At 62.6% G+C, this 21757-nt stretch carries 22 protein-coding genes; 11 read left to right on the top strand and 11 right to left on the bottom strand.

Translation table 11 applies throughout. The features are described 5' to 3' along the window. From AKL02_RS03545 to AKL02_RS03555, 3 genes are all read right to left on the bottom strand, one after another. Window positions 1–153, bottom strand: coding sequence for a hypothetical protein (locus tag AKL02_RS03545; RefSeq protein WP_165757045.1), 153 nt, complete (start codon window positions 151–153; stop codon window positions 1–3). Window positions 154–334: 181 nt separating this feature from the next. Further along, entirely contained in the window at window positions 335–541 is a 207-nt protein-coding gene (locus AKL02_RS03550) for a cold-shock protein (protein WP_083079806.1), read from the bottom strand. 468 nt (window positions 542–1009) lie between these two features. Next, the gene (locus tag AKL02_RS03555; protein ID WP_083079802.1) at window positions 1010–1279 is read right to left on the bottom strand and encodes a DUF982 domain-containing protein; all 270 of its coding nucleotides are present in this window, start codon (window positions 1277–1279) and stop codon (window positions 1010–1012) included. Between the two features lie 710 nt (window positions 1280–1989). On the opposite strand from AKL02_RS03555, the gene AKL02_RS03560 reads away from it, so the two are divergent. From AKL02_RS03560 to AKL02_RS03570, 3 genes are all read left to right on the top strand, one after another. Then, window positions 1990–2196, top strand: coding sequence for a cold-shock protein (locus tag AKL02_RS03560; RefSeq protein ID WP_075777127.1), 207 nt, complete (start codon window positions 1990–1992; stop codon window positions 2194–2196). 56 nt (window positions 2197–2252) lie between these two features. Beyond that, a complete protein-coding gene (locus AKL02_RS03565) occupies window positions 2253–2471 on the top strand; it encodes a hypothetical protein (RefSeq protein WP_083079800.1) in 219 nt (72 codons plus the stop codon). Between the two features lie 67 nt (window positions 2472–2538). After that, window positions 2539–2700: a hypothetical protein gene (locus tag AKL02_RS03570; RefSeq protein WP_165757049.1), complete on the top strand. Its 162-nt coding sequence runs from the start codon at window positions 2539–2541 to the stop codon at window positions 2698–2700. Window positions 2701–2960: 260 nt separating this feature from the next. Here the strand turns inward: AKL02_RS03570 and AKL02_RS03575 are convergent, their stop codons facing one another. The 5 genes from AKL02_RS03575 to AKL02_RS03595 all read right to left on the bottom strand — a co-directional run bounded on the left by AKL02_RS03575 (window position 2961) and on the right by AKL02_RS03595 (window position 7495). After that, window positions 2961–3314 carry a response regulator gene (locus AKL02_RS03575; RefSeq protein ID WP_083079860.1) on the bottom strand — a complete coding sequence of 118 codons (354 nt, stop codon included), beginning with the start codon at window positions 3312–3314 and terminating at the stop codon, window positions 2961–2963. Window positions 3315–3551: 237 nt separating this feature from the next. After that, complete coding sequence (locus tag AKL02_RS03580; RefSeq protein WP_108722447.1) at window positions 3552–3710, bottom strand: hypothetical protein; 159 nt, start codon at window positions 3708–3710, stop codon at window positions 3552–3554. Window positions 3711–4377: 667 nt separating this feature from the next. Beyond that, on the bottom strand, window positions 4378–4614 hold the full coding sequence (locus AKL02_RS03585) for a HigA family addiction module antitoxin (protein ID WP_198453248.1): 237 nt from the start codon (window positions 4612–4614) through the stop codon (window positions 4378–4380). Window positions 4615–4711: 97 nt separating this feature from the next. Then, window positions 4712–6361 carry an FAD/NAD(P)-binding protein gene (locus AKL02_RS03590; RefSeq protein ID WP_165757048.1) on the bottom strand — a complete coding sequence of 550 codons (1650 nt, stop codon included), beginning with the start codon at window positions 6359–6361 and terminating at the stop codon, window positions 4712–4714. 441 nt (window positions 6362–6802) lie between these two features. Next, a complete protein-coding gene (locus tag AKL02_RS03595; RefSeq protein WP_232621709.1) occupies window positions 6803–7495 on the bottom strand; it encodes a GntR family transcriptional regulator in 693 nt (230 codons plus the stop codon). 122 nt (window positions 7496–7617) lie between these two features. Between AKL02_RS03595 and AKL02_RS03600 the strand changes: the two genes are divergently transcribed. The 7 genes from AKL02_RS03600 to AKL02_RS03630 all read left to right on the top strand — a co-directional run bounded on the left by AKL02_RS03600 (window position 7618) and on the right by AKL02_RS03630 (window position 16026). Continuing rightward, window positions 7618–8733, top strand: a complete 1116-nt coding sequence (locus AKL02_RS03600) for a sugar ABC transporter substrate-binding protein (RefSeq protein ID WP_083079798.1) — start codon at window positions 7618–7620, stop codon at window positions 8731–8733. A 75-nt stretch (window positions 8734–8808) separates the two neighbouring features. Beyond that, on the top strand, window positions 8809–10380 hold the full coding sequence (locus AKL02_RS03605) for a sugar ABC transporter ATP-binding protein (RefSeq protein WP_083079796.1): 1572 nt from the start codon (window positions 8809–8811) through the stop codon (window positions 10378–10380). Then, window positions 10377–12440 carry an ABC transporter permease gene (locus tag AKL02_RS03610; RefSeq protein WP_083079794.1) on the top strand — a complete coding sequence of 688 codons (2064 nt, stop codon included), beginning with the start codon at window positions 10377–10379 and terminating at the stop codon, window positions 12438–12440. Before AKL02_RS03605 ends, AKL02_RS03610 begins: the two co-directional genes overlap by 4 nt. A 14-nt stretch (window positions 12441–12454) precedes the next feature. Further along, window positions 12455–13249 (top strand): SDR family oxidoreductase, encoded by a 795-nt coding sequence (locus AKL02_RS03615; RefSeq protein ID WP_083079791.1) that lies wholly within the window; start codon window positions 12455–12457, stop codon window positions 13247–13249. Then, entirely contained in the window at window positions 13249–14190 is a 942-nt protein-coding gene (locus AKL02_RS03620; RefSeq protein ID WP_083079789.1) for a 3-hydroxyacyl-CoA dehydrogenase, read from the top strand. The genes AKL02_RS03615 and AKL02_RS03620 overlap by 1 nt, the downstream gene beginning before the upstream one ends. A gap of 4 nt (window positions 14191–14194) precedes the next feature. Further along, on the top strand, window positions 14195–15121 hold the full coding sequence (locus AKL02_RS03625; RefSeq protein WP_078540082.1) for a 3,5-dioxohexanoate:acetyl-CoA acetone transferase: 927 nt from the start codon (window positions 14195–14197) through the stop codon (window positions 15119–15121). Between the two features lie 26 nt (window positions 15122–15147). Then, on the top strand, window positions 15148–16026 hold the full coding sequence (locus AKL02_RS03630; RefSeq protein WP_083079785.1) for an SMP-30/gluconolactonase/LRE family protein: 879 nt from the start codon (window positions 15148–15150) through the stop codon (window positions 16024–16026). A gap of 487 nt (window positions 16027–16513) precedes the next feature. Here the strand turns inward: AKL02_RS03630 and AKL02_RS03635 are convergent, their stop codons facing one another. From AKL02_RS03635 to denD, 3 genes are read right to left on the bottom strand one after another with little or no spacing between them, the layout of a single operon-like run. Further along, window positions 16514–18289 (bottom strand): IlvD/Edd family dehydratase, encoded by a 1776-nt coding sequence (locus AKL02_RS03635; protein WP_083079783.1) that lies wholly within the window; start codon window positions 18287–18289, stop codon window positions 16514–16516. Beyond that, window positions 18286–19131: an NAD(P)-dependent oxidoreductase gene (locus AKL02_RS03640; protein WP_232621710.1), complete on the bottom strand. Its 846-nt coding sequence runs from the start codon at window positions 19129–19131 to the stop codon at window positions 18286–18288. The genes AKL02_RS03635 and AKL02_RS03640 overlap by 4 nt, the downstream gene beginning before the upstream one ends. A 53-nt stretch (window positions 19132–19184) precedes the next feature. Beyond that, window positions 19185–20168 carry a D-erythronate dehydrogenase gene (gene denD / locus AKL02_RS03645; RefSeq protein ID WP_083079779.1) on the bottom strand — a complete coding sequence of 328 codons (984 nt, stop codon included), beginning with the start codon at window positions 20166–20168 and terminating at the stop codon, window positions 19185–19187. A 154-nt stretch (window positions 20169–20322) separates the two neighbouring features. On the opposite strand from denD, the gene AKL02_RS03650 reads away from it, so the two are divergent. Then, entirely contained in the window at window positions 20323–21741 is a 1419-nt protein-coding gene (locus AKL02_RS03650; RefSeq protein WP_083079777.1) for an FAD-binding oxidoreductase, read from the top strand. The last annotated feature ends 16 nt before the right edge of the window (window positions 21742–21757 follow it).

Consider the following 21757-nt stretch of genomic DNA (forward strand, 5'->3'; position numbering starts at 1 on the left):
TTATTTCGCCGTGGCCTGTTTTGCGCCGGCTTTGACAGGGGTCGGATTTGTCGGCGCGCGTCGAAAACCGACGCCTTTCCGGAAGCCTTTTTTGGCGGGCTGGCTCAGGAAATCCTTGAGGTCGAGTTGTTTCTTTTGAGGGGAATAGCCCATGATCGTTCTCCGCGTAGACAGGTGAATTTTGAACCCGCCCGCACATCCTGATCCTCAATGCCGGATGGGTGGTTCTACAGATGTTTCGAACCTGGACTGCGCAATGGTATTCGAGCAGAGAAGACTCTCGCCACATGGGCGCGTTCGCGGACCGGAAGACACCAGTCCGCGAACGGTTTTATCAGGCGAGTTCGAGATCCTTGGCGGATTCCCGGCCATCGCGGCCGGTTTCGATCTCGAAGGTCACTTTCTGACCGTCGTCGATCTCGGAAAGGCCCGCTCGTTCGAGCGCGCTGATGTGCAGGAACACGTCCTTGCGACCGTTCTCGGGTTGGATGAAGCCGAAGCCTTTGCCGGGGTTGAACCATTTCACGGTGCCATTGGCCATCGTGTTGTCTCCTTGATTGAAAATCTGCCCGCATAAGGCGGCAGGTCGGCCGGTCAGATCGGAAAGCAAACTGAGGCCGATGAAGGAGACAGGGTGCGGTCGGAATAACGAAGCTCCTCATAGATGGAGCGGGCGGGCGGCGATACAAGATGCAACCGAGAAATGAGATGAAAAATGCATCTCTCAACCCAGATGCGCATTCGGGGCCGAGGGCGGGCGGCCTTTCTCGATATCGAGAAAGGTCTCGATCTGCCGCTCACTTCGGCGGCAGGAAGCCAGGGCGGGATCACCAAGACGGAGGCGCCCGTGCCCTTGCGCCAGACATCGTCCGCCTTATCCACGATCGGCAGGGTCAGCTCACCGTGAAGGTAACAGGCCGTCAAAAGGTTTCGATCACATAGCCTGCAGCTTTTGCGCTTCGCGCGGAGGGCCCTTCGCTGCGGACGGGTGCCTCAGGGCTAACCGGTGTCAGGCCGCAAGGGCATGAGCCGCTGGTTCAAATGGCACGAAACCCGCGGTGCCGGCGGCGCCAAGGAAGGCGCTGCGCGCATCGTCCACGGAGCCCAGGCAGTCCATAGCGGCCTCGATGCGTCCGATCGCATAGTCTTGCGCGGTGTCGGCGACGGGCCACTTCTTGCGAAGCCAGTAATGCACCTGCTCGATGGTGCTGAAGTTCTTGACGTCGCCTTCGGGCGACACGACGAGAGAGATGGGTTTGCCCCAGTAAATTTCGATCAAGGTTCGTATCTTTCCAAGAGATCGTGACGGGACCAGTTTGACCGGTCGCGCGATCACGGAGGCACGGTGCGGGCGATGCCTGCGCCATGCGGTGAATTAGGTCGGCGCGCGGTATTGCGCGCGGGATGTCTTTACGTTCGGATCGAGACGCGTCAGCGTCAACGCGCGCGGATCACGATCCGGCACTTTCGATGCGCGAAGCCCGCGGCGAACGCGCAAGGGGTGCAATATGCGCAATCGGCCAGAACCCGCACGGCGCGGTTGCTAAGGGGTTGGTCTGCTCGAATGGCTTCACGTCGCTATGGGCCGGGTGAGGCTCCTTTTCCTTATGCCGGCTTCGAAAACGCGCGGCCCGACAAAGCTCAAGATCGTCGCTGAGCCGGAAGGAACAGGGTCTGAGAATTAAGATATGCGAGTTCTCAGGTAAGCGATCTCCGCCACGATTGCGAGGAAATTGCAGCGCGCGCCCGCGTTTTTGCACAACAGATTGATTGTGCTCGATATTAATCAGCTTTCGTCAGGGGAGGCCGGACGACGCGATGGTGCGCCGCGCATTTCCTTTGCTAATTTAGCCAAACTGGCGTAGGCAGATCGGGCAACGCTATTCCCTTCTGCAACCTGTCTCCCTCCTTGGCTTCAGTCTGCCTTATTGAATTGACTGAGCCGGGCTGTCGCATTCCGCGGACCGCAATATTTGAGGAGACATCACGATGGCCAATGGCACCGTGAAGTGGTTCAACCAGACCAAAGGCTTCGGCTTTATCGAAGCGAAGACCGGTGGACGTGACATTTTCGTCCACATTTCGGCCCTCGAGCGCGCGGGCCTCTCGCAGCTCGATGACGGACAGGCCGTCACCTACGAGATCGAAACCGGCCGCGACGGGCGTGAGTCCGCCTGCGATCTGGCGCTCGGCTGAACGCAAAGGTTCCATATCCGGCCCGGTGGGCCGGATTTCGCAACCAAGGAGGGCATATGCCCCGTAATTACAATGTGGACGGTTTTTTCCGTGATCTGCCTCGGAAAGCCGTGACGGCTCAGGACAAGACGGATGCCGCAGTGCGCCTCATCCGTGACGATGACTCCGCGAAAAGAGCGGAGCTGACCGCGAGTTTGCGCGCGGCGCGTTTGGAACGGAATTCGGACGAAAGTGCTGCGGCACCGTTCCCGCGCGAGAAAAAGCCGCGACGCTGACCGGATATTTCGGTCATCCACAGGAATTTCCTGAGTATCTCTCGGGGTTTAAAGGGAGGGCCGAAATATGGCTGTCGAAAAAATGCCTGCGGGCAAGACGTCCCAGACGAGGGACCACGCGCATTCCAAGGGCCATGCTGCTCTTGCTTGGCATCACTTCTTCCGGAGTTTGTCCGAAGAAAAGATATCGGACGAGCGCAGCGCCCTGCCGGGCGGAATTCAGGAATAGTCTTGCCTGAAATTCGGGACCGGAGTTCCTGGCAAGAGGGCTGAGCGATGTGAGGTTTCGCAAAAACTTAACGACGCGCGCCACACTACTTGTCGGGAGGCAAGGCGGCGGGAGGAAACTCCTGCCGCTTCGCTTTCTTAGCGGATAGGTCATTCGGCTGTCAGAATTCTAATCCAGGAACCGGACACCGCGCCAGCCGGCACGACCTTCACGCTGAGGATGCCGTCTTAGGCGCAATCGCGGATATTCAGAGCTTTTCGTCAGGTGAAGGTCGCTGCGAGTTCGCCAGGGCTGATCGGTTTTGGCATAAAAGCACTGCGCTTGGGGAGGTCTAGCGTTTCGGGCGCTGAATGCCCCGACATGATGATGATCTGGCACGCGGGATACCTGCGCCGCACCTCATGCGCGAGCCCCACTCCGTTCATTTTTCCGGGCATGTCGATATCGGTAATTAGCAGGTCAATTTCCTGCCACGCGTCTAGTAGGCTGAGTGCAGCATCAGCGGAGTTCGCCTCAAGCACATAATAGCCCAGTTCTTCGAGCCCGAGAACGAGATCCATCCTTATAATGGCCTCGTCTTCGACCACGAGAACTTTGGTCGCATCGTTGCGCATCGTATTACCCTGGTGCCTGAGGAGAAGGTGCGCTTTGTCGAGACACAGGGACAATACGCAATTGCGATAGAGCAATTGTCGGTCAGAAGACTTAGACCAACGCTATCGCACATCTGCGGTTCCCTGGCGAAATTAATATTTATCTATTTTGGCAGCGTGTTGAGCGGGCCGTGCCCGCTGGCTGCGTCACATGGCGTCTAGTCACATCAAGCCTCTTATCCTGAGAGGCACGGGCGGCTAAGAAGTGCCAGGCCAAGCAGGGGGGCGATTCCTCCCGCCGCTTTTTCTTCCATCGTAATGCCATCCGTCCCCGTTGTTGCGGGGAAAGGTCGTATCGTATCCCCAAGTGAAGATGAAAGAGTAGGCGAGATAGACGCCTGCAAACGACGCTTCCATCACGAGAATGGTCAGCAGAGAGGTCTTTTCGCCTCATGTTCTAGCGTCAGTTTTCGTAGGTTCGTTCCTGCTCGTTTTCTAGTCTTCCAATCATCCGCCGGCGCACGCGGAAGCACCATTCCTCCGCGGAGAAGATCTGTATCGTCTCGGGAGGGCTTCGACATGGCAGTAACATCGAGGTGTTCGTTTTGCAGCATCTCGCGGCACGAGTTTCGAATGTATATCAATTAGTTGGCGTGGGGCCGGGGTGTTCGATAACTGACATGCTGTGTCGCGATCCGAACACCACCGTGAGAAAGAGTGTTGTGTATCGAACACCCGAAGCCCATCGGCGCTGCATGTTCGATAATATTCACTCAGGTCGCGAAATGGCTGTTGTCGAATACGGTGAGGGTAGGGGATGACCTTCTTCCACCGGGCCCGTTCAAAGCTCGCCATCACACCTCTGATTTTGAAAGAGGATGCGGCCTCTGCCTGCTGACCCCATATTGTCCAGACGGAGGTTGCTGCATATTCACGATTCCAGCTTTCTGGAATCGTGCCGCAGATCTTGCACCTGGCGCGGGACGGCAAATCTCCCGCGCCCGTCTTCGGAATCGTGGCTTATTCAGCCGCACACAGTGTCGGAATCGTCGACACATTCACCTCTCGGGATGCGTGCCAGGCATCATGGGCCGCCTGCATCCTGATCCCAGATCAGCGGCGCGTTTCCGAATGGCTTACCCAGACGCACGGCGACCTCAGCGCTCACGGGCTTCCGTTCGGCCAGGATGTCATGCCGGTGCTGGCGCGAGATTCCGAGCATCCGCGCGATCTCGGCGTTGGATTTCCTGGTCGCGGGGATCAGCTCCTCGCGGAGCAGTTCGCCCGGATGCGTCGGGCAGCGGGCAGGATTGCACTTCATTTTGCCGTCTCTGAAGGGATCGGAGAACGTCTGGAAAACGAGCAACCGCGCGGTCTTCGTGTCTGAGTTGTGCCTCATCTCGAGCGGGCTTGCGCTCTCAGACGCGACTGCGGATCGCGATTGCATCGGCAATGTTCTGCGCAGCGCGCCGTCCCAACGCCTCGGCATTTTCCAGTCCCTGCACGAAGGGGTTGCGTTTCAGCACTACCGGGATCGCCACGCAGGTTATCGTTCCGGCTGGTTGATGCGGGCCGCTGACTAGTAGGGTCTCCGGATCGAGATCGGCCGCATCGCGGAGCGTCGGGAACATCAACTCGGTGAGGTCGGTAGGCCGTTGGCCGCGCGCATCGATCAAGTGCTCGACCGTGATCGTGCCGGAAGCACCGGTGATTCTAACCGTCTGTCGCTCCGCCGCGATCGAATAGTCCTCTCCAAGCCGCACGAGTTCGAGCACACCGGCCTCGTGCAGCGCGATCATCCGCTCGATTGATCGATGCGGCACCGATGCATAGACATCGGAGAAAACCCGAAACAATTCACGATCAAACACTGCGCGGTCTTCCGGTGTTAGATGCTCAAGGAGGCCCTGGTAGACTTCATGTGCTGCCAACAGAACGACGCGCCATGGTTCGCTGACCTTCGAAGCGCGGTTCGCCTTCGCGAGACTCAAATCGGAGCGCACATCCTCCCAAGAGTTCTTTGACAGCCGATCGGCAAAATGGCGCTGTGCAAACCCTTCAAGCTGCGCGGGTCGCGTGCGTGCGGCGTATGCGGGATCCAGTGCCTCGAGTTCTTTCGCAAGAACCGATTGGCATTGGATAAGAAAATTGTCCCGTCCGATGAGGTCCGAAATCGCTTCGCGGGTGAAAAGCGAAAGTGACGGTAGAGGGTAGGGGTAATACCAGTCTGCATCGGGCAAGACACCACGGCGCGACATCATCACCATCGTGAACCCGGCGTCGGGAGTGTGGGGGACCCAGCGCACCTGGTTCTCATTCTCTTCAAATCGCCCGTGGAAAGACGCCAGGGCGACAGCGGCATCAATCGCAGTAAGAGAACTGCCAAGGAGTCCTACTGCGCAGCCAATGAAGCGTCGCAACGATTCCGCGGGCCACGGCGAATGGAGCTGAACTCCCGAGTTATCAGTCCGATCGCGCCATTGATGCCCGGTCGCCAGGATGACGTGGTCGAAAGTTTCCGTGCCTCTTTCGTGCGGCGTTTCCCACTTCACACGCGTCCCGAGCTGGGTCGGCTCTATGTCCAAAACAGTATGGCGCGAGCGGACCTCTACACTATGTCCGCGGCCACGCGCTTTTGCTATGAGAGCCGCGATTTGAGCGATAAAGTAGCGGCCGAGGACGAGGCGAGGATAGAAGGTCTCTGGCCCGATTTCCGCGTGAGTGATCCCGAATTCTGCGAGCGTTGCCGCATTGCTATTCAGTAAAAACGCTTCCAGGCTCTCCCCCACGGGCGGGATCTCTCGACTGCCAATATTGGCGAGCATCTGCGGGTGGTTAACCCCATTTCGATAGGGCATCCCGGGCCCGATCTCGCGCTCGCGCTCGAAGATATGGATTGTGAGCGGGGAGGAGATCTCAATCAGGTGCTTGAGCGCGTAAATGGCTGTAGCTCCGCTCCCGACAAGCGCGACCGATTGTGGCGCATTTGCGCTTTTGCGGGAGGAGAGACCGGCCGCCGGGCTGGCTATCGGCGTGCCATGAGATGGGCGCGGAGTGGGGCGTCTCACGATCCGACCTTTCGAAAGACTTCGCAGGGCTAACAACTTTGAAAAGGTAAGAGTTTCTGCGCGATTGGCCGCGCATTATCGAAACAAGCTTCCAACGAATTGGTTCCTTCCGAGGAGCCTCGACCCCTGAACGGAAGGCCCGATGACCGCGACTTTCCGATGCATTATCTTCGAATGGGACCGATGCATCTGGAACTTCTGCTTACATCGGACGCCCACCACTTGGGCCCCTGCAATAAAAGAGCTTCTCAGGTTCCTGCGTGGGCTAGGAAGGGCTAACGTTTGGATGCGACGAAGAAAAGGGTGCCCACGCGACCCTTTACGGCGCTGCCGCACCAGCTCGCAATCCAGCCGTTCGAGAAAGCTACCTATAGTCTGTCATATAGGTAGCTTTTCCGGGCCGGCGTTGCCCGCTCTGCCCAGCATCGCCCGCCAACCCGTTCACCCGCGCTCGGCGTCGCTCTCCTTGAGGCTGGCGAGGATCACTTCGTAGGCGCTGTCGATATCCTCGCGCAGGGCTGCGATGGCCGCCGCGCTGTCACCGTCCCGGATCGCTTCGAACAGCCTGCGGTGCTGCTTGTTGGAAACACGGTAGTGGCCATGGCGTTGCAGCAGGTGGAACTGCGGATTTATCCGTAGCCAGATATTGCCGATGATCTCGAGGAGCAGGGGGGAACCTGCCTGCCGGTAGATGGTGAAGTGGAAGTCGTAATTCGCGTGGATGAATTCGCGCACCTGACCCGCGGCTTCCGCAGCTTCCATCGCGTAGAGGACTTTCTCCAGCCGTGCGATGAACTCGGGATCGCGGCGCTCGACCGCCCAGGCCACCGCGGTGGTCTCGATCTCCGAGCGGACTTTGCGCAGGTCGGCGAGTTCCTCTGCCCCAAGACGCGGCACTCCGATGGATCGTCCCGACACGATGGTCAGGGCTCCGAGGGCCATGAGCCGGGAAATTGCTTCGCGCACAGGCATCGGACTGACGTCGAGCGCCTTGGCGATGCTGGCGACAGTGATCGACTCGCCGGGTGCGATCTCGCCCTGCAGAATCAGATCGCAAAGCCGCTGATGCACCAGCGTCTGCAGGGTTTCGCGCTTTAGCGGCGTGACGCTTTCGAACATGGTCAGACCTTTCATTTCACGGCCTAAACTACGCCGGCTCGAAAAAGAATAAAACACGTTTTGACTTTTGATCAAAGATATCGGATCGTGAATCCCGTGAGGCGGCCGGGGAGAGTCGCCGGACATGGGAGGAAGAAATGATCAAACGCTATATCGCGGGCGCCGCCTGCGCCCTTGGTCTCGTGGCTGGAGCCGCCCAGGCGCAGAGCGACGGGCCTTACAAAGTCTATCTTTCGATGAGCTATATCGGGAACGATTGGCAGGCCGAGGCCTCGAACATGGTCAAGGCGCTCGCCGCGTCAAAGGACTATGCCGACAAGGTGGATCTCGAAGTCCAGGTCGCCGGGCCGAACGCCCAGCGCCAGATTCAGCAGATCAACGCGATGGTGCAGGCCGGGGCGGACGCGATCGTCGTCTACCCGATCTCGCCCACTGCGCTGAACAGCGTGGTCAAGAGCGCCTGCTCGCGTGGTGTGACGGTCATCGCCTATGACGCCGAGATCACGGAGCCCTGCGCCTATAACGTGACGATCGACCAAGAGGAGGCCGGTCGAAAGACGGCGGAATGGCTGGTCGACAAGATGGGCGGCAAGGGCGATGTCGTGATGGTGACGGGCGTGCCCGGCACGTCCGTGGATACCGCCCGAACCAAGGCGGCCAAGGAAGTCTTCGCTCAGCATGACGGCATCAATATCGTCGGCGAGGCCGTGGGCATGTGGAGCCAGGCGGTGGCCCGGACTGAACTCAACAAGCTGATGGCCACCCGCGACTGGTCCGATATCAACGGGCTCTGGATGCAGGTTGGCTGCTACACGGCGGATTCCATGCAGCTCGAAGCGGGACGCGATCCTTCCGAACTGCTGCCTTGTGCAGGTGAGGGATCGAATGGCGGGCGCATCCAAATGCTTCCGGCAGATACAGCGGTCGAAGGGGCGAGCAAGCCCTATGCGCCGATGGGCGCGCCCCGGATTTCCTACGCCTCGCCGCCCTATTCCGGCGCGCTGGCCCTCAAGCTCGCGGTCGATAAGCTCGAAGGGAAGGACATCCCGAAGCATACCACCTTGCCGCTGCCCCTCGTCACCAACGAAACGGTGCAGCTTTGCGAGACGGGAAGCTGGGATGAGCAGAAGGCGGGGTGCAATGTGTTCCAGCCCTCGATGGTGTCGAACCCCGGCTGGTTCGCCTCGATCTTCTCGGAAGATCTGCCGCAGCTTGGTCTGAACGCCGCGCTTGTCGGCCAGCCCGAGAACTGAGGTCACACGCCCGGCGGCGGGGATTTCCGCCGCCGGGCGCAGACCGCACCCTACATACGCATTCCGGAGAATTGCATGTCACGCATCGCCGATTCAGCGCCTGCGGTGGAAGTTCACGACTTATCGAAGGCCTACGGTCCCACCGTCGCCAATGACAAGGTCAGCTTCTCCGTCGCTCGCGGCCGCGTCCACGCCCTGCTCGGCGAAAACGGCGCCGGCAAGTCGACCACCATGAAACTGCTCTCGGGGCTCGTGCGGCCAGATTCTGGCACGATCCGAATAGGCGGACGCGACGTAAATTTGCGCAATGCGCGCGATGCCCATGCCGCGGGGATCCAGACCGCCTTTCAGGAGCTGACGCTGGTGCCGGACCTGAGCGTGCTCGACAACATGCTGCTGGGGCGGTCGCGCCGGACGATCATCGGCACGCTGGACCGCAGCCGTGCGCGGCGCGAGGTGACCGCACATTTCGAAGCGCTGGGCCTCGACGTCGATCTCGATGCGTTGGCCGAGGAACTGACTTTGGCTGTGCGCCAGAAGATCGAGATCGCCCGCGCCCTCTACCGCCAGCCCGAAATCCTTTTGCTCGACGAGCCGACATCGGCGCTCTCTGGCAGCGATGTCGACTGGCTCGGCCGGATCATCGCGGACGCGGCCGCGCAGGGAATTACCGTGCTGTTCATCTCGCACCGCTTGCCCGAAGTGCGCGCCTTCTGCGACACGCTCACCATCTTGCGCAACGGACGGTCCGTGACTTCGGCGAAGGTCGCGGATGTCAGCGATGCCGAAGTGGTCGAGATGATCGTGGGCCGCTCGGTCGAGAATGCCTTCCCGCCGCGCCGCGCCCCGAAGGCGATCGCGGGGCAGGTCCCGGTTCTCGCCACCCGTGGGCTGTCGGCGGGGCCGAAGCTGCGCAAGGCCGAAATTTCTCTACATAAGGGAGAAATCCTCGGGATCGCCGGGCTGCAAGGCATGGGGCAGGAGGCGCTGTTCTCCGCCCTTTTCGGACAGGAGCGGTTGCGCGCGGGCCATATCGAGCTGGACGGGACGCCCCTCCATCTGCGCGCCCCGGCCGATGCGCTGCATCCGTCGGTCGCGATCGGGCTCGTGCCCGAGGAACGCAAGACGCAAGGTTTGTTCCTGGAACTCAGTGGGCGGCAGAATGCCAGCCTGCCCGTGCTCTCGCGGTTTCACCGGGGGCCGGTTCTCGATGACGGGGCGGAGGCGCGTGCCGCTGCGGGGGCTTTCGCCGCCGTCGAGGTGGACGAACGCGCGCATTACCTGCCCGCGGGCGCGTTCTCGGGCGGCAATCAGCAGAAGATCGTGCTGGCCAAGTGGCTCGTGGCGCAAAGTCGGATTCTGCTCCTCTTCGACCCGACGCGCGGCATCGATGTCGGGACGAAAGAGCAAATCTATGCGCTGCTGCGCGCCTATACGGATGCAGGCGGTTCGGTCCTGCTCCATTCCACCGAAATCCCTGAACTCGTGCATCTGTGCGACCGGGTCGGCGTCCTCTACGAGGGTCGGCTGTCGTGTTGGCTCGAGGGTGAAGAATTGAGCGAGAACGCGATCATGCAGGCCACGCTCGGCGGCAACGCACCGCTGAAGGGAGACACGACGCATCCGAAACAGGAGGTCCGGGCATGAGTGACCAAAGCCTATCATCCGGGGCCGCGCCGCGGCGCAAGTCCTCCAACTGGCTACGCAGCCTGCGTCACGGACAGGCCGTGATCGTCGCGGCGCTGGTGCTGGCGGGGCTCATGGCGTTGAACGCGGGGCTGAGCCCCTATCCGCTGAGCTATTTCGACATTTCCTTCCTAGCTAGTGGCGGGGCGACCTCCGCGATTGCGGCTGCGGGACAAACGCTGGTTATCCTGTCGGGCGGGTTCGACCTGTCGGCAGGGGCGGTGGTCTCGCTGGTCAACGCGGTGCTTGCGACCTCTATGGACCCGGCGAACATGGAGGCCTCCGTGCCGCTCTGGACCGCGATCGGGATCGGTATCGGCATGGCTGTGGGCGCGGTGAACGGGTTTTTCGTAGCCGTGGTGCGCCTGCAGCCCATCGTGGTCACCTTGGCGGTGATGTTCATCGTTCAGGGGCTGACGCTTCTTGTGATGGCGATGCCGGGCGGATTCGTCGCGCCTTCGCTCGCATCTGTCTATCTTGGTGACACGATCCCCGGCCTGCTGCCTGCACCGATCACGCTGATGCTCGTGCTGGTGGCGCTGTGGCTCTGGCTCAAGCGCACGGGCTACGGGATCACGCTCTATGCAGTGGGCAGCGACGCCGAGGCTGCCCGCGCGACGGGGCTTCACGCGCGCACCGTTACCTTCGCGACCTACGTGCTCGCAGGTGGGCTTTACGGGCTCGCGGGTGTTTTCGTCAGCGCCCAGACCGGCAGCGGCGACCCGTTGGTGGGGAACTCGCTCCTGCTGCCGACCTTCGCGGCTGTGGTGATCGGCGGCACCCGTCTTGGCGGTGGCAAAGGCGGCGTGCTGGGCACGATCCTCGGGGCCTATATCCTGATGATCGTGGTGAACCTGCTGCTGTCGCTCAACGTCTCGGCTTACTATTCGACCATTGCGGAAAGCGCAGTGCTCCTGATCGCCGTGCTCGCGGGCTCGTTGCGCCGTGACAGCACGCTCTCGCAACGCCTGCGCGAAGTCACCGATGCGATCGGCGCCCGGCGGCGCGGATGGCTCGTTGGCCAACGCTCGGGCGAGGATCACAGGCTGGCTTTCACGCGACCGGCAGAGACCGCCCCCGCGCAAAGCTTCCTGCAGCGTCACGGCCATACGCTGCGCCACGTCCTGCCCGCCTGGATCTGCCTCGTGGTGGTCGTGATCGCGACGCAACTGGTGCTGGGCAATGTCTTCAGCGGCTGGCGCTACTGGGACTCGCTCCTCGTGCTCTCGAGCTTCCTCGCGATCCTCGCTCTGGGGCAGGGCGCGGTGATCCTGACCGGGGGGCTGGACCTGTCGCTGCCCTGGAGCATCGCGCTGTCGGGCGTGATGTTGACCGGGCTCGTTGGCGGGCAGGACATGGGGTTGCTCACGGCGCTGCCGGTGGTCTTCGCGGTGGCTGCGCTGATCGGGCTCGCGAACGGGTTGGGCGTCGTGGCGCTGGGCTTGTCGCCGATCGTCGTGACGCTCGCGATGAACGGCATTCTTCAGGGCGCGGCGCTGATCTGGTCGGGCGGCACGCCCGCCGGGTTCGCACCGCCCTCGCTGCGTTGGCTGATGACCGGCAAGCTGATGGGGGTGACCCCGGTGATCATCTTCATGGCCGCCTTCGTCGCTCTCGCGATTGTCCTATTGGGGCGCACCGCGTTCGGGCGCCGGGTCTACGCGGTCGGCAACAGCGAACTTGCGGCGCGCCTCTCGGGGGTGCGCACAGGAAGGGTCATCATCTCTGTCTACATCCTCTCGGCGCTCTGCGCGGCGCTGGTCGGCGTTCTGCTGGCGGGCTTCTCCGGACAGGCGAGCCTAGGGATGGGGGATGACTACCTTCTGCCCTCGATCGCGGTCGTCGTCGTGGGCGGGGCGCTGATCACGGGTGGCCGCGGGCATTACGCGGGCATGCTGGGCGGCGCACTGCTGCTGACCGCGATGCAGACCCTGCTTGCCGGCACCGCGCTGCCCTTCGCATTCCGCTCAGTGTTCTTCGGGCTCGTCATCCTGATGGCCGTGATCGCATTGCGCAAATAACCAAGGAGATTTCGATGAGTGATACATCCAGGATGAAATTGCCCGGCCTCGAGGGTAAACGCGTTGCGGTCACGGCGGGCGCTTCCGGCATCGGTCTGTGCATCGCGCGGGAACTGGCTCGGCAAGGCGCGCGGTTGGCTATCTGCGATATCGATGAAGCCGCGCTTGAACGGGCCGCGCAGGAGCTGGGCGCCGAAGTGGCCCTGCGCGCCGACGTCTCGGATGAAGCGGCGGTGGCATCTTTCTTCGAGGCGATCGGAAAGACCCTCGGCGGGCTCGATGCGCTGGTCAACAATGCCGGCATTGCGGGGCCTACCGGCTCGGTCGACGAAATCTCGCCCGAGGATTGGCGGCGCTGCCTCGATATCGGCCTGACGGGTCAGTTCCTATGCACGCGGAAAGCGGTCCCGATGCTGCGCGCGGCAGGGGGCGGAGCGATCGTCAACATCTCCTCCTCGGCGGGCAAGTTCGGCTATGCGTTCCGCACGCCCTACGCCTCGGCGAAATGGGGGGTGATCGGGTTCACCCAGAGCCTCGCGAAAGAGCTCGGCCCCGAGAATATCCGTGCCAATGCGATCCTGCCCGGCATTATCGAAGGGCCGCGGATCGAAGGCGTGATCGCAGCTCGCGCGAAGCAGACCGGGATCAGCCATGAAGAGATGACCGAGCGGTATCTGTCGAACGTCTCTCTGCGCCGGATGACCCCGCCTGAGGACGTGGCGGACATGGCCGCCTTCCTGATCGCCGATACCGGGCGCAACCTGTCGGGGCAGAGCTTCCCCGTCGATGGCAACGTGGAGACCTTGTGATGAAAGACCCTGTCGCCTGCGTCGGTTCGGGGCTTATCGGGCGCGCCTGGGCCATCGTATTCGCCCGCGCCGGTCATCCGGTGAGGTTGTGGGACGAGGTCCCCGCCGCGCCAAAGGCCGCGCGCGACTTCGCCGCCAAGATGCTGCCGGAACTGGAGCGCCTGGGCCTCATCCCTGGCACCGCCGAGGAAGCCCTCGCGCGCATCGAGCCGGTCGCCACGCTCGAAGAGGCGCTCGAGGGCGCGCGGCACGTGCAGGAGAGCACCTTCGAGGAGATCGGGGTGAAGCGCGAAATCTTCGCGCGTCTCGACGCGATTGCCGGACCCGATGCCGTGCTCGCCTCCTCGTCGTCGGCCCTGCTGCCTTCGGCCATTTCCGAGGGGCTCGCGGGACGTCACCGGGTCATGGTCAATCATCCGATCAATCCCGCCTATCTCGTGCCCGCAGCAGAGTTGGTGCCTGCGCCCTGGACCGATCCTGCGCTTCTTGAGCGCACGGCGGATCTTCTGCGCGACGCCGGCATGCGCCCGATCGTCATGCAGAAGGAAATCGACGGCTTCGTGATGAACCGCCTTCAGGGCGCCCTTCTGCATGAGGCGTTCCGGCTTGTGGCCGATGGATATGCCAGCACCGAAGACGTCGATATCGGGTTGCGCGAAGGGCTCGCGCTTCGCTGGTCCTTCATCGGCCCGTTCGAGACCATCGACCTCAACGCGCCCGAGGGCGTGCGGCAATATGTGACGCGCTATGGCGGCATTTATGACGGCATGGCGGGGCAACCCGCAGCGGACTGGCGCGGCCCCGTGCTGGACCGGATCGAGGCGGAGCGCCGTGCGGCGCTTCCCGCAGACGAGCTTGCTCAGCGTCAGGCGTGGCGAGACCGGCGCCTCATGGCGCTCGCCGCTCACAAGCGCCGCGCAACAGACGAAATCGGAGATTGATAGAATGCCAGACAAGGTCATCCTCACCTGCGCCGTGACCGGCGCCATCCACACGCCGACGATGTCGGATCACCTGCCCATCACGCCCGACGAGATCGCCGAAGCCGCGATCGGGGCGGCCGAGGCGGGGGCCGCGATCCTGCACCTGCATGCTCGTGACCCGAAAACCGGCAAGCCTGACCAGTCGGCCGAGGCCTTCGCGCCGTTCCTGGGCCGGATCAAGCAGGCGACGAATGCGGTGGTGAATATCACCACCGGCGGCTCGCCCTACATGACGGTGGACGAACGCACGAAGCCCGCTGCGCAATGGGCGCCCGAGGTCGCCTCGCTCAACATGGGGTCGATGAATTTCGGCTTCTTCCCGCTTCTCGCGAAATACAAGGAGTTCAAGCACGCATGGGAGCGCGAGCATCTCGAGGGGTCGCGTGACCTCGTCTTCCGCAATTCGTTCAAGGACATCGAATACGTTCTGGAGACCTGCTACGACAACGGCACCCGGTTCGAGTTCGAATGCTACGATATCTCGCATCTCTACAACCTCGCACATTTCGCCGATCGTGGCCTCGTGAAGCCGCCGTTCTTCGTTCAGTCCGTTTTTGGTCTTCTGGGGGGGATCGGCACCCATCCCGAGGATGTCATGCACATGAAGCGCACGGCAGACCGTCTCTTCGGAAAGGATTTCCGCTGGTCGGTTCTGGGGGCCGGCAAGGACCAGTTTCGCATCGCGACACAGGCACTGAGCATGGGGGGCAATATCCGCGTCGGTCTCGAGGACAGCATCTGGATCTCGCGCGGCAAACTTGCAGAGAGCAACGCCCAACAGGTCGCCAAGGCGCGCGCCCTCGTCGAGGGGCTGGGCCTCGAGCTCGCGACGCCGGACGAGGCGCGCGAGATGCTCGCGCTCAAGGGCGGCGACGCCGTGAACTTCTGAACCGGATACCAAGGGAGGAGACCAACATGCAGATCGATATTCTGCTCGACGTGAAGACGACACTGGGCGAGGGCCCGGTCTGGGACGTCGAAAGCCAGCGGCTCTATTTCATCGACTCGATGGATGGACGGGTGTTTCGCTGCACTGCGGACGGCACAGAACTGCGTGCCTGGGACGTGCCGGGCAAGATCGGCTCGATGGCGGTGCGCAAGGACGGCAAGGGGGCCATCGTCTCGCTCGACAAGGGGTTCTGGTTGCTGGATTTCGACAGCGGCGATTGCGAGTTGCTGCACGACCCGGAGGCCAATCTCGCGACGACTCGTATCAACGACGGCAAATGCGACCGGCGCGGTCGGTTTTTCGCTGGTTCGATGGATATGCAGGAGGAGGGGCCGCTGGGCGCACTCTACCGCGTCGATCCCGACCTGAGCGTTACCAAGCTCGAGGAGGGGATCATCTGCTCGAACGGGCCTTGCTTCTCGCCGGACGACAAGACCTTCTACTTCACCGATACCTGGACCGGTGAGATGTGGGCCTATGACTATGACATCGAGACGGGCGGCATTTCGAACCGTCGCACCTTTGCGAAGGCGGATACCTCGAACGGGGGCGCCGCGGATGGGGCGACGGTCGATGCGGAGGGCTATTACTGGATGGCGCTGGTCTATGACGGGCGGATCTGCCGCTTCGCACCGGACGGCACGCTCGACATGGAAATCCCGATGCCAGTGAAGAAGGTCACGAGCGTCCAGTTCGGCGGCCCCGATCTCGACGTGCTCTACGTCACGTCGATGGCGAAGCCGCCGCTGCCGCGTTTTCCCGACGACGGTGTTCAGCGCGGCAGCCTGTTCGCGATCCGCGGTCTCGGCGTGAAAGGCGTGTCCGAGCCGCGCTTCGGCGGCTGAGTAGTCGAAGTCGCCCCCCTCCAAAGCCCTGCGCGCACTCGGCGCGCAGGCGCATCCAGAGGGGCTGCGTGAGACCGGAGAGCGGCCAAACGTGTCGTCGCGAAAATCAGTGTTCAGGCGGGCTGTGCGCCGGTCATTGCTCGCTCCCATATGTTAGCTCACCGACCGCAGAGTGACCGTTCGACGATAGGTCAAAGAGCTGGTCGCAGAGCAGCTTTCAGATTGTCGCGACCGATTTGAAAATAGGCTGCACGGGTCATTTGAAGGTCACTCAGCACGGCACTTAAGTCCAAAGCTCTTAGCGTCGCCCGCCTTCAATTGTTATTGGCTCGGCTCGCGCTCTCCTCCGAGACAGGCAATAGAAATAGCTGCTTTCACTTCTCGGGGGCATGGACCGCAGGATTGTCGCCTGCGGCCCGGCCAATTTGACCAAAAGACCTCACCACAAGCCCCTTCCAACCGATCGGATTGGTGGGGGAGGTTCATCTCAGTGATTGTGCCGCGGCAGTCTCTTCGCAAGCTGACGGAACTGCTCGGCGTCGCGGATCGTCGCACCGTCGGCCATCTGCGTGACGGTCTCGCGGTAGAGCTTCTGCCACGGGGTCGCTGCCTCGGGGGTCGGCGGCAGGTCGCCAGCCTTGCGCGCTGCCAGTTCGTCGTCGGCAACGAGCATGTCGCAGCGCCCGGTGTTCAGATCGATCCGGATCGTATCGCCCGTGCGCAGCCATGCCAGCCCGCCGCCCGCCGCGCTCTCGGGTGAGGCGTTCAGGATCGAGGGGCTGTCCGAGGTGCCCGATTGTCGCCCGTCACCGATCGTCGGCAGGCTGGTTATGCCGCGTTTCAGCAAGCGATCCGGCGGCTGCATGTTCACCACTTCCGCAGAGCCCGGCCAGCCGAGCGGACCCGCCCCCCGGATCACGAGGATCGAGGATTCGTCGATCACGAGTGCGGGGTCGTTGATGCGGGCATGATAGTCTTCCGAGCCGTCGAAGACGAAGGCCGTGCCCTCGAGAATTCCCTCGCGGCCCGGCTCACTGAGATAACGCTCTCGGAACTCCGGCGAAATCACCGAGGTTTTCAGGATCGCGAAGTCGAAGAGATTGCCAGAGAGGACACAGAAGCCCGCGCGCTCCATCATCGGCTCCTCGAAACGGTAGATCACCTCGCGATCGGTGCTCTCGTGCCCGTCTAAGTTCTCCGCCACGCTGTGACCGGTGACGGTGGGACAATCGCCGTTCAGCTGTCCCGCCTGCAGTAGTTCCCACAGGATCGCAGGGACACCGCCCGCGCGGTGGAACCGTTCGCCCAGATATTTCCCGGCGGGCTGCACATTGGCCAGCAGCGGGATGTCGTAGCCATGCGTTTGCCAGTCCGACGGATCGAGCGTCACGCCCGCATGTTTCGCCATTGCCATGATATGCGGCTGGGCATTAGTCGAGCCGCCGATCGCCGCGTTCAGTTTGATCGCGTTCAGGAAGGCCTCGCGGGTAAGGATGTTCGAGGGCCGGATGTCCTCGTGGACCAGTTCAACGGCACGTCGCCCGGTGCGATAGGCCATCTGGCCGCGGGCGCGATAGGCTGCCGGTATCGCCGCACAGCCAGTGAGCGACATACCCAGCGCCTCCGCGATGGCGTTCATGGTAGAGGCCGTGCCCATCGTGTTGCAGTGGCCAATCGAGGGCGCGCTGTCGAGCGCGGTTTCGAGAAACTCGTCGCGGGTGATTTCGCCCGCGGCGTATTTGCGGCGTGAACGCCAGATCACCGTGCCCGAGCCCACGAGTTCTCCCTCGTGCCAGCCGTCGAGCATCGGCCCGCCGGACAGAACGATCGCGGGTAGGTCGACCGTCGCCGCGGCCATCAGGGCCGACGGGGTGGTCTTGTCGCAACCCGTGGTCAGCACGACACCGTCGAACGGGTAGCCGTAAAGCAGTTCGACAAGACCCAGATAGGCGAGGTTGCGATCGAGCGCGGCGGTCGGACGCTTGCAGTTCTCAAAGAGCGTATGCGTCGGGAATTCGATCGGGATGCCGCCTGCATCGCGGATCCCGTCGCGCACGCGCTTGGCGAGATCCAGATGGTGGCGGTTGCATGGGTTCAGGTCGCTGCCCGACTGGGCGATCCCGATGATCGGCTTGCCCGCGCGCAACTCTTCAGGCGTCGTGCCGTAATTCATGAAGCGTTCGAGATAAAGCGCAGTCAGGTCGGCATGATCGGGATTGTCGAACCAGTCTTGCGAGCGCAGGCGGCGTTCGGTTTTGGTCATGATCTTTCCTCGAGAAGGGACACGCAGTTGAGCGTCTCAAGATGAAGCAGCAGCCCGGAATGATCGACGTCGCCGTTTCCAGCGGCGACGAAGGCCTCGTAGGCCGCACGCACGGTATCGGTCAGCGGGAGCTCGAGATGGTTTGCGTTCGCAAGCGTTTCGACGCCGCGAAGGTCTTTCAGCTGCAGTCGCGACGGGCCGCCTAGGGTGAAATCGCGGGCGATCATCCGCGCGCCATGCAGTTCGAGGATGCGGCTTTCGGCAAAGCCACCGCGGATCGCGTCGCGGAATCTCGCGGGATCTGCGCCGCCCGCTCTCACGAGGACCATCGCCTCGGCGACCGCGCCGATGGTAATCGCGACGATCTGCTGATTGGCCAGTTTGCAGACCTGACCGGCGCCCGCAGGGCCGACATGGGTCATTCGCCCAAGTGGTTCGAGCACGGGCGCGATCCGCGCGATCGTCTCTTTCGGCCCACCCGCCATCAAAGCGAGCGTTCCGCTCTCGGCGCCCGCAGTGCCGCCCGAGACAGGGCAGTCGATCTGCGTCACGCCAAGCTCTTCGAGCCGGGCGGCATGATCGCGCGCCACGTCCGGCGCGATCGACGAGGTGTCGATCAGCACGCTGCCCGGGCGCAGGGCTTCGGCTGTGACTTGCGCAAACAGCACGTCGGCCACCGCTGCGCCATCAGAAAGCATGGTGAAGGTGATATCCGCCTTCGCGACGGCCTCGGCGGGGCTCCCCGCCTGCTCGGCCCCGGCGGCGACCAGCGCGCGGGCCTTTTCGGCAGCGCGGTTCCATGCGGTGACGGGATAGCCCGCCCCGAGGAGGCGCCGAACCATCGGCGCCCCCATTAGACCTGTGCCCAGAAAAGCAATATTGGGGAGCGGCTGTGTCACGCGGCACCTTCCAGTTCATCCTCGATATGCGCTTGGATGATCGCGTCAAAGCTGTCTTCCGAGGTAAAGCCGAGCTGGCGGGCGCGGGTCGCGTCGAAGCCTGCGGCCCAGCTCTCGCACATCTTGGTGATCATCGCGTCTGGCTCGCGCCGGATCAGGGCGACAGCCTTTTGTCCTGCAACTCGGCGCAAGGCTTCGATCTGTTCGCCGACTGTGGCGCTGACACCCGGCATCGAAAGGTTGCGGCGCGGCCCGACCTCATCCAGATCGATATCGGCTGCGTGCATCATGAAACCCACTGCCGAGCGCGGCGAGGTGTGCCAGTGCCGGATCGTCTCGGGCACCGGAAGCACGGCTTCCTGACCCACCAAGGGTTCGCGCAGGATGTTCGAGAAGAAGCCTGACGCTGCGGCATTCGGTTTGCCCGGACGGATGCAGATCGTGGGCAGGCGGATGCCGATCCCGTCGAAGAAACCATGGCGCGAATAGTCCGACAGCAGCAATTCGCAGATCGCCTTCTGGGTGCCGTAGCTGGTCAGGGGCGTCGCGTGGAACTCGTCGGGGATCGGATAGGGCAGGGGCGCGCCCACCACCGCGATGGAAGAGGCGAAGACCACCCGCGGACGATAGCCATCGGCGAGGTTCGCGTGACGGATTGCCTCGAAGAGCGCGCGGCTGCCGTCGAGATTGATCCGGTAGCCCTTTTCGAAATCTTTCTCGGCCTCGCCCGAGACGATCGCGGCTAGGTGGAAGATCACATCAGGCCGCGCGGCGATCAGTTTCTCTGCCGTGCCTGCTTCGGACAGGTCGGCTTGCAGGCAATCGGTGGTGCCTGAGTATCCCTCCGGCGTTTCCGGGGCGACTACGTCGACCAGCGACAGGTGGTCGACCGATTTGCCCTGAAGCGGCGCTCCTCGGACGATTCGATCGGTGAGTTTTCGGCCAACCATTCCCGCCGCGCCGACAATGAGTGCGTGCATAACGTGTCTCCTCCCTGAGAAATTCGCAGTCCAGCATCAAAAATGTTGTAATGTTGTCTGATAACCAGATATATGCGGGATGCAAATCATTTTTGTCCAGCTGGTCGAGATGGGGCGACGGGCGAGCACGAAGAACAAGAGTGGGGGGAGAGGCATGCAGAAAGGTGAGGCGGCGGAGGAACTTTGCACGATGCTGGACGGCGACATGGTCTCGACCGATGCCGGGCTGATCGCGCGCCATTGCCAGGACTGGCACGGCGACATCACCAGTTCTGCCATTGCGCTTTTGCGACCGCGGAGCACCGAAGACGTATCCCGCGCCGTGCGAGCCTGTGCAAAGCTCGGGCTCGGCGTTGTGCCACAGGGGGGGCGTAGCGGACTTGCTCTGGGCGCGGTGCCCGATGCGCCTGAGTCTCAGGTCGTGTTGTCGCTCGAGCGTATGGACCGGGTCCGCAGCCTGAGCGCACAGGATTTCACGGCGGTTGTCGAAGCTGGTGTCGTGCTCGAGTCGTTCAAGGAAGAAGTGGCCGAGGCCGGTCTCTACTTCCCGCTCGCGCTCGGCGCGCAAGGCACCTGCCAGATCGGTGGCAATGTCTCGACCAATGCGGGCGGGGTGAACGTCCTGCGCTATGGAATGACGCGCGAGCTGGTGCTCGGGCTTGAGGTCGTCCTGCCGGACGGTCGCGTGCTCGATCGGCTCAGTCGGCTGCGCAAGGATAATCGCGGGATCGATCTCAAGCAGCTTTTCATCGGAGCCGAAGGGGTGCTGGGCATCGTCACGGCCGTGTCCTTCAAGCTGATGCCCGCACCCGACCAAGTCTCGACCGCGTTGCTGGCGCTCGACTCGCTAGAAGACGCGATCGAGCTTTACCGTCTCGCGCGTCGCCAGTGCTGTGACCTGATGTCGGCCTTCGAATTCCTGCCCGCTGAGGCATTCACGCTCGCGCGCGAGGGTATTCCCGATCTTTCGTTGCCGCTTGAGCCCGCACATCGCGCCTATGCGCTGGTTGAGCTTTCGGGCTCGGGTCTCGTCGATATCGAGGCTCTTCTTTCTCAATTCCTCGAACTGGCGATGGAAGAGGGGCTCGTGCGCGACGGCGTGGTCGCGCAGTCGAAAGCTCAGGCGCAGAATATCTGGCTGGTGCGTGAGGGGATGAACGAGGGGCAGGCGCGGCGCGGAAAACATCTGCGCACGGATCTCTCGGTGCCGCTTTCAGAACTGGCTGCGTTCGTCGCTGAGGCCGAGGCGGCGGTCGGAGAAGCCTTGCCCGGGGCGGTCTGCGTCTCCTACGGTCACGTGGGGGATGGCAATGTGCATCTGAACGTGCTGCCAGACCCGGAGGGCATGGAGGCGCTCGATCAGCAGATTTTTCGAGCTAAAACAGTTCTCAACGGGGTCTTGGATCGCTATGACGGTTCGATCAGCGCAGAGCACGGGGTCGGACGTCTCAAGAAGGCCGACTTCGCCGCGCGCGCGTCTTCGGTTCAGCATGATCTGCTGGGGCGGATCAAGCGGGCGATCGATCCAAATTTGACGATGAACCCCGGGTGTCTGATCGACCTCGAAAGTTGACGGACTTGGGACGAGA

Origin of the sequence: Thioclava electrotropha (genome assembly GCF_002085925.2) — a bacterium.
Lineage (GTDB): Bacteria > Pseudomonadota > Alphaproteobacteria > Rhodobacterales > Rhodobacteraceae > Thioclava > Thioclava electrotropha.

Excerpts from the sequence above, each read along its gene's own strand:
- AKL02_RS03545 (WP_165757045.1), bottom strand. The coding sequence starts at position 153 with ATGGGCTATTCCCCTCAAAAGAAACAACTCGACCTCAAGGATTTCCTG.
- AKL02_RS03550 (WP_083079806.1), bottom strand. The coding sequence starts at position 541 with ATGGCCAATGGCACCGTGAAATGGTTCAACCCCGGCAAAGGCTTCGGC.
- AKL02_RS03560 (WP_075777127.1), top strand. The coding sequence starts at position 1,990 with ATGGCCAATGGCACCGTGAAGTGGTTCAACCAGACCAAAGGCTTCGGC.
- AKL02_RS03565 (WP_083079800.1), top strand. The coding sequence starts at position 2,253 with ATGCCCCGTAATTACAATGTGGACGGTTTTTTCCGTGATCTGCCTCGG.
- AKL02_RS03570 (WP_165757049.1), top strand. The coding sequence starts at position 2,539 with ATGGCTGTCGAAAAAATGCCTGCGGGCAAGACGTCCCAGACGAGGGAC.
- AKL02_RS03575 (WP_083079860.1), bottom strand. The coding sequence starts at position 3,314 with ATGCGCAACGATGCGACCAAAGTTCTCGTGGTCGAAGACGAGGCCATT.
- AKL02_RS03580 (WP_108722447.1), bottom strand. The coding sequence starts at position 3,710 with ATGGAAGCGTCGTTTGCAGGCGTCTATCTCGCCTACTCTTTCATCTTC.
- AKL02_RS03585 (WP_198453248.1), bottom strand. The coding sequence starts at position 4,614 with ATGAAGTGCAATCCTGCCCGCTGCCCGACGCATCCGGGCGAACTGCTC.
- AKL02_RS03595 (WP_232621709.1), bottom strand. The coding sequence starts at position 7,495 with ATGAAAGGTCTGACCATGTTCGAAAGCGTCACGCCGCTAAAGCGCGAA.
- AKL02_RS03600 (WP_083079798.1), top strand. The coding sequence starts at position 7,618 with ATGATCAAACGCTATATCGCGGGCGCCGCCTGCGCCCTTGGTCTCGTG.
- AKL02_RS03605 (WP_083079796.1), top strand. The coding sequence starts at position 8,809 with ATGTCACGCATCGCCGATTCAGCGCCTGCGGTGGAAGTTCACGACTTA.
- AKL02_RS03610 (WP_083079794.1), top strand. The coding sequence starts at position 10,377 with ATGAGTGACCAAAGCCTATCATCCGGGGCCGCGCCGCGGCGCAAGTCC.
- AKL02_RS03615 (WP_083079791.1), top strand. The coding sequence starts at position 12,455 with ATGAGTGATACATCCAGGATGAAATTGCCCGGCCTCGAGGGTAAACGC.
- AKL02_RS03620 (WP_083079789.1), top strand. The coding sequence starts at position 13,249 with ATGAAAGACCCTGTCGCCTGCGTCGGTTCGGGGCTTATCGGGCGCGCC.
- AKL02_RS03625 (WP_078540082.1), top strand. The coding sequence starts at position 14,195 with ATGCCAGACAAGGTCATCCTCACCTGCGCCGTGACCGGCGCCATCCAC.
- AKL02_RS03630 (WP_083079785.1), top strand. The coding sequence starts at position 15,148 with ATGCAGATCGATATTCTGCTCGACGTGAAGACGACACTGGGCGAGGGC.
- AKL02_RS03635 (WP_083079783.1), bottom strand. The coding sequence starts at position 18,289 with ATGACCAAAACCGAACGCCGCCTGCGCTCGCAAGACTGGTTCGACAAT.
- AKL02_RS03640 (WP_232621710.1), bottom strand. The coding sequence starts at position 19,131 with ATGGTTCGGCGCCTCCTCGGGGCGGGCTATCCCGTCACCGCATGGAAC.
- denD (WP_083079779.1), bottom strand. The coding sequence starts at position 20,168 with ATGCACGCACTCATTGTCGGCGCGGCGGGAATGGTTGGCCGAAAACTC.
- AKL02_RS03650 (WP_083079777.1), top strand. The coding sequence starts at position 20,323 with ATGCAGAAAGGTGAGGCGGCGGAGGAACTTTGCACGATGCTGGACGGC.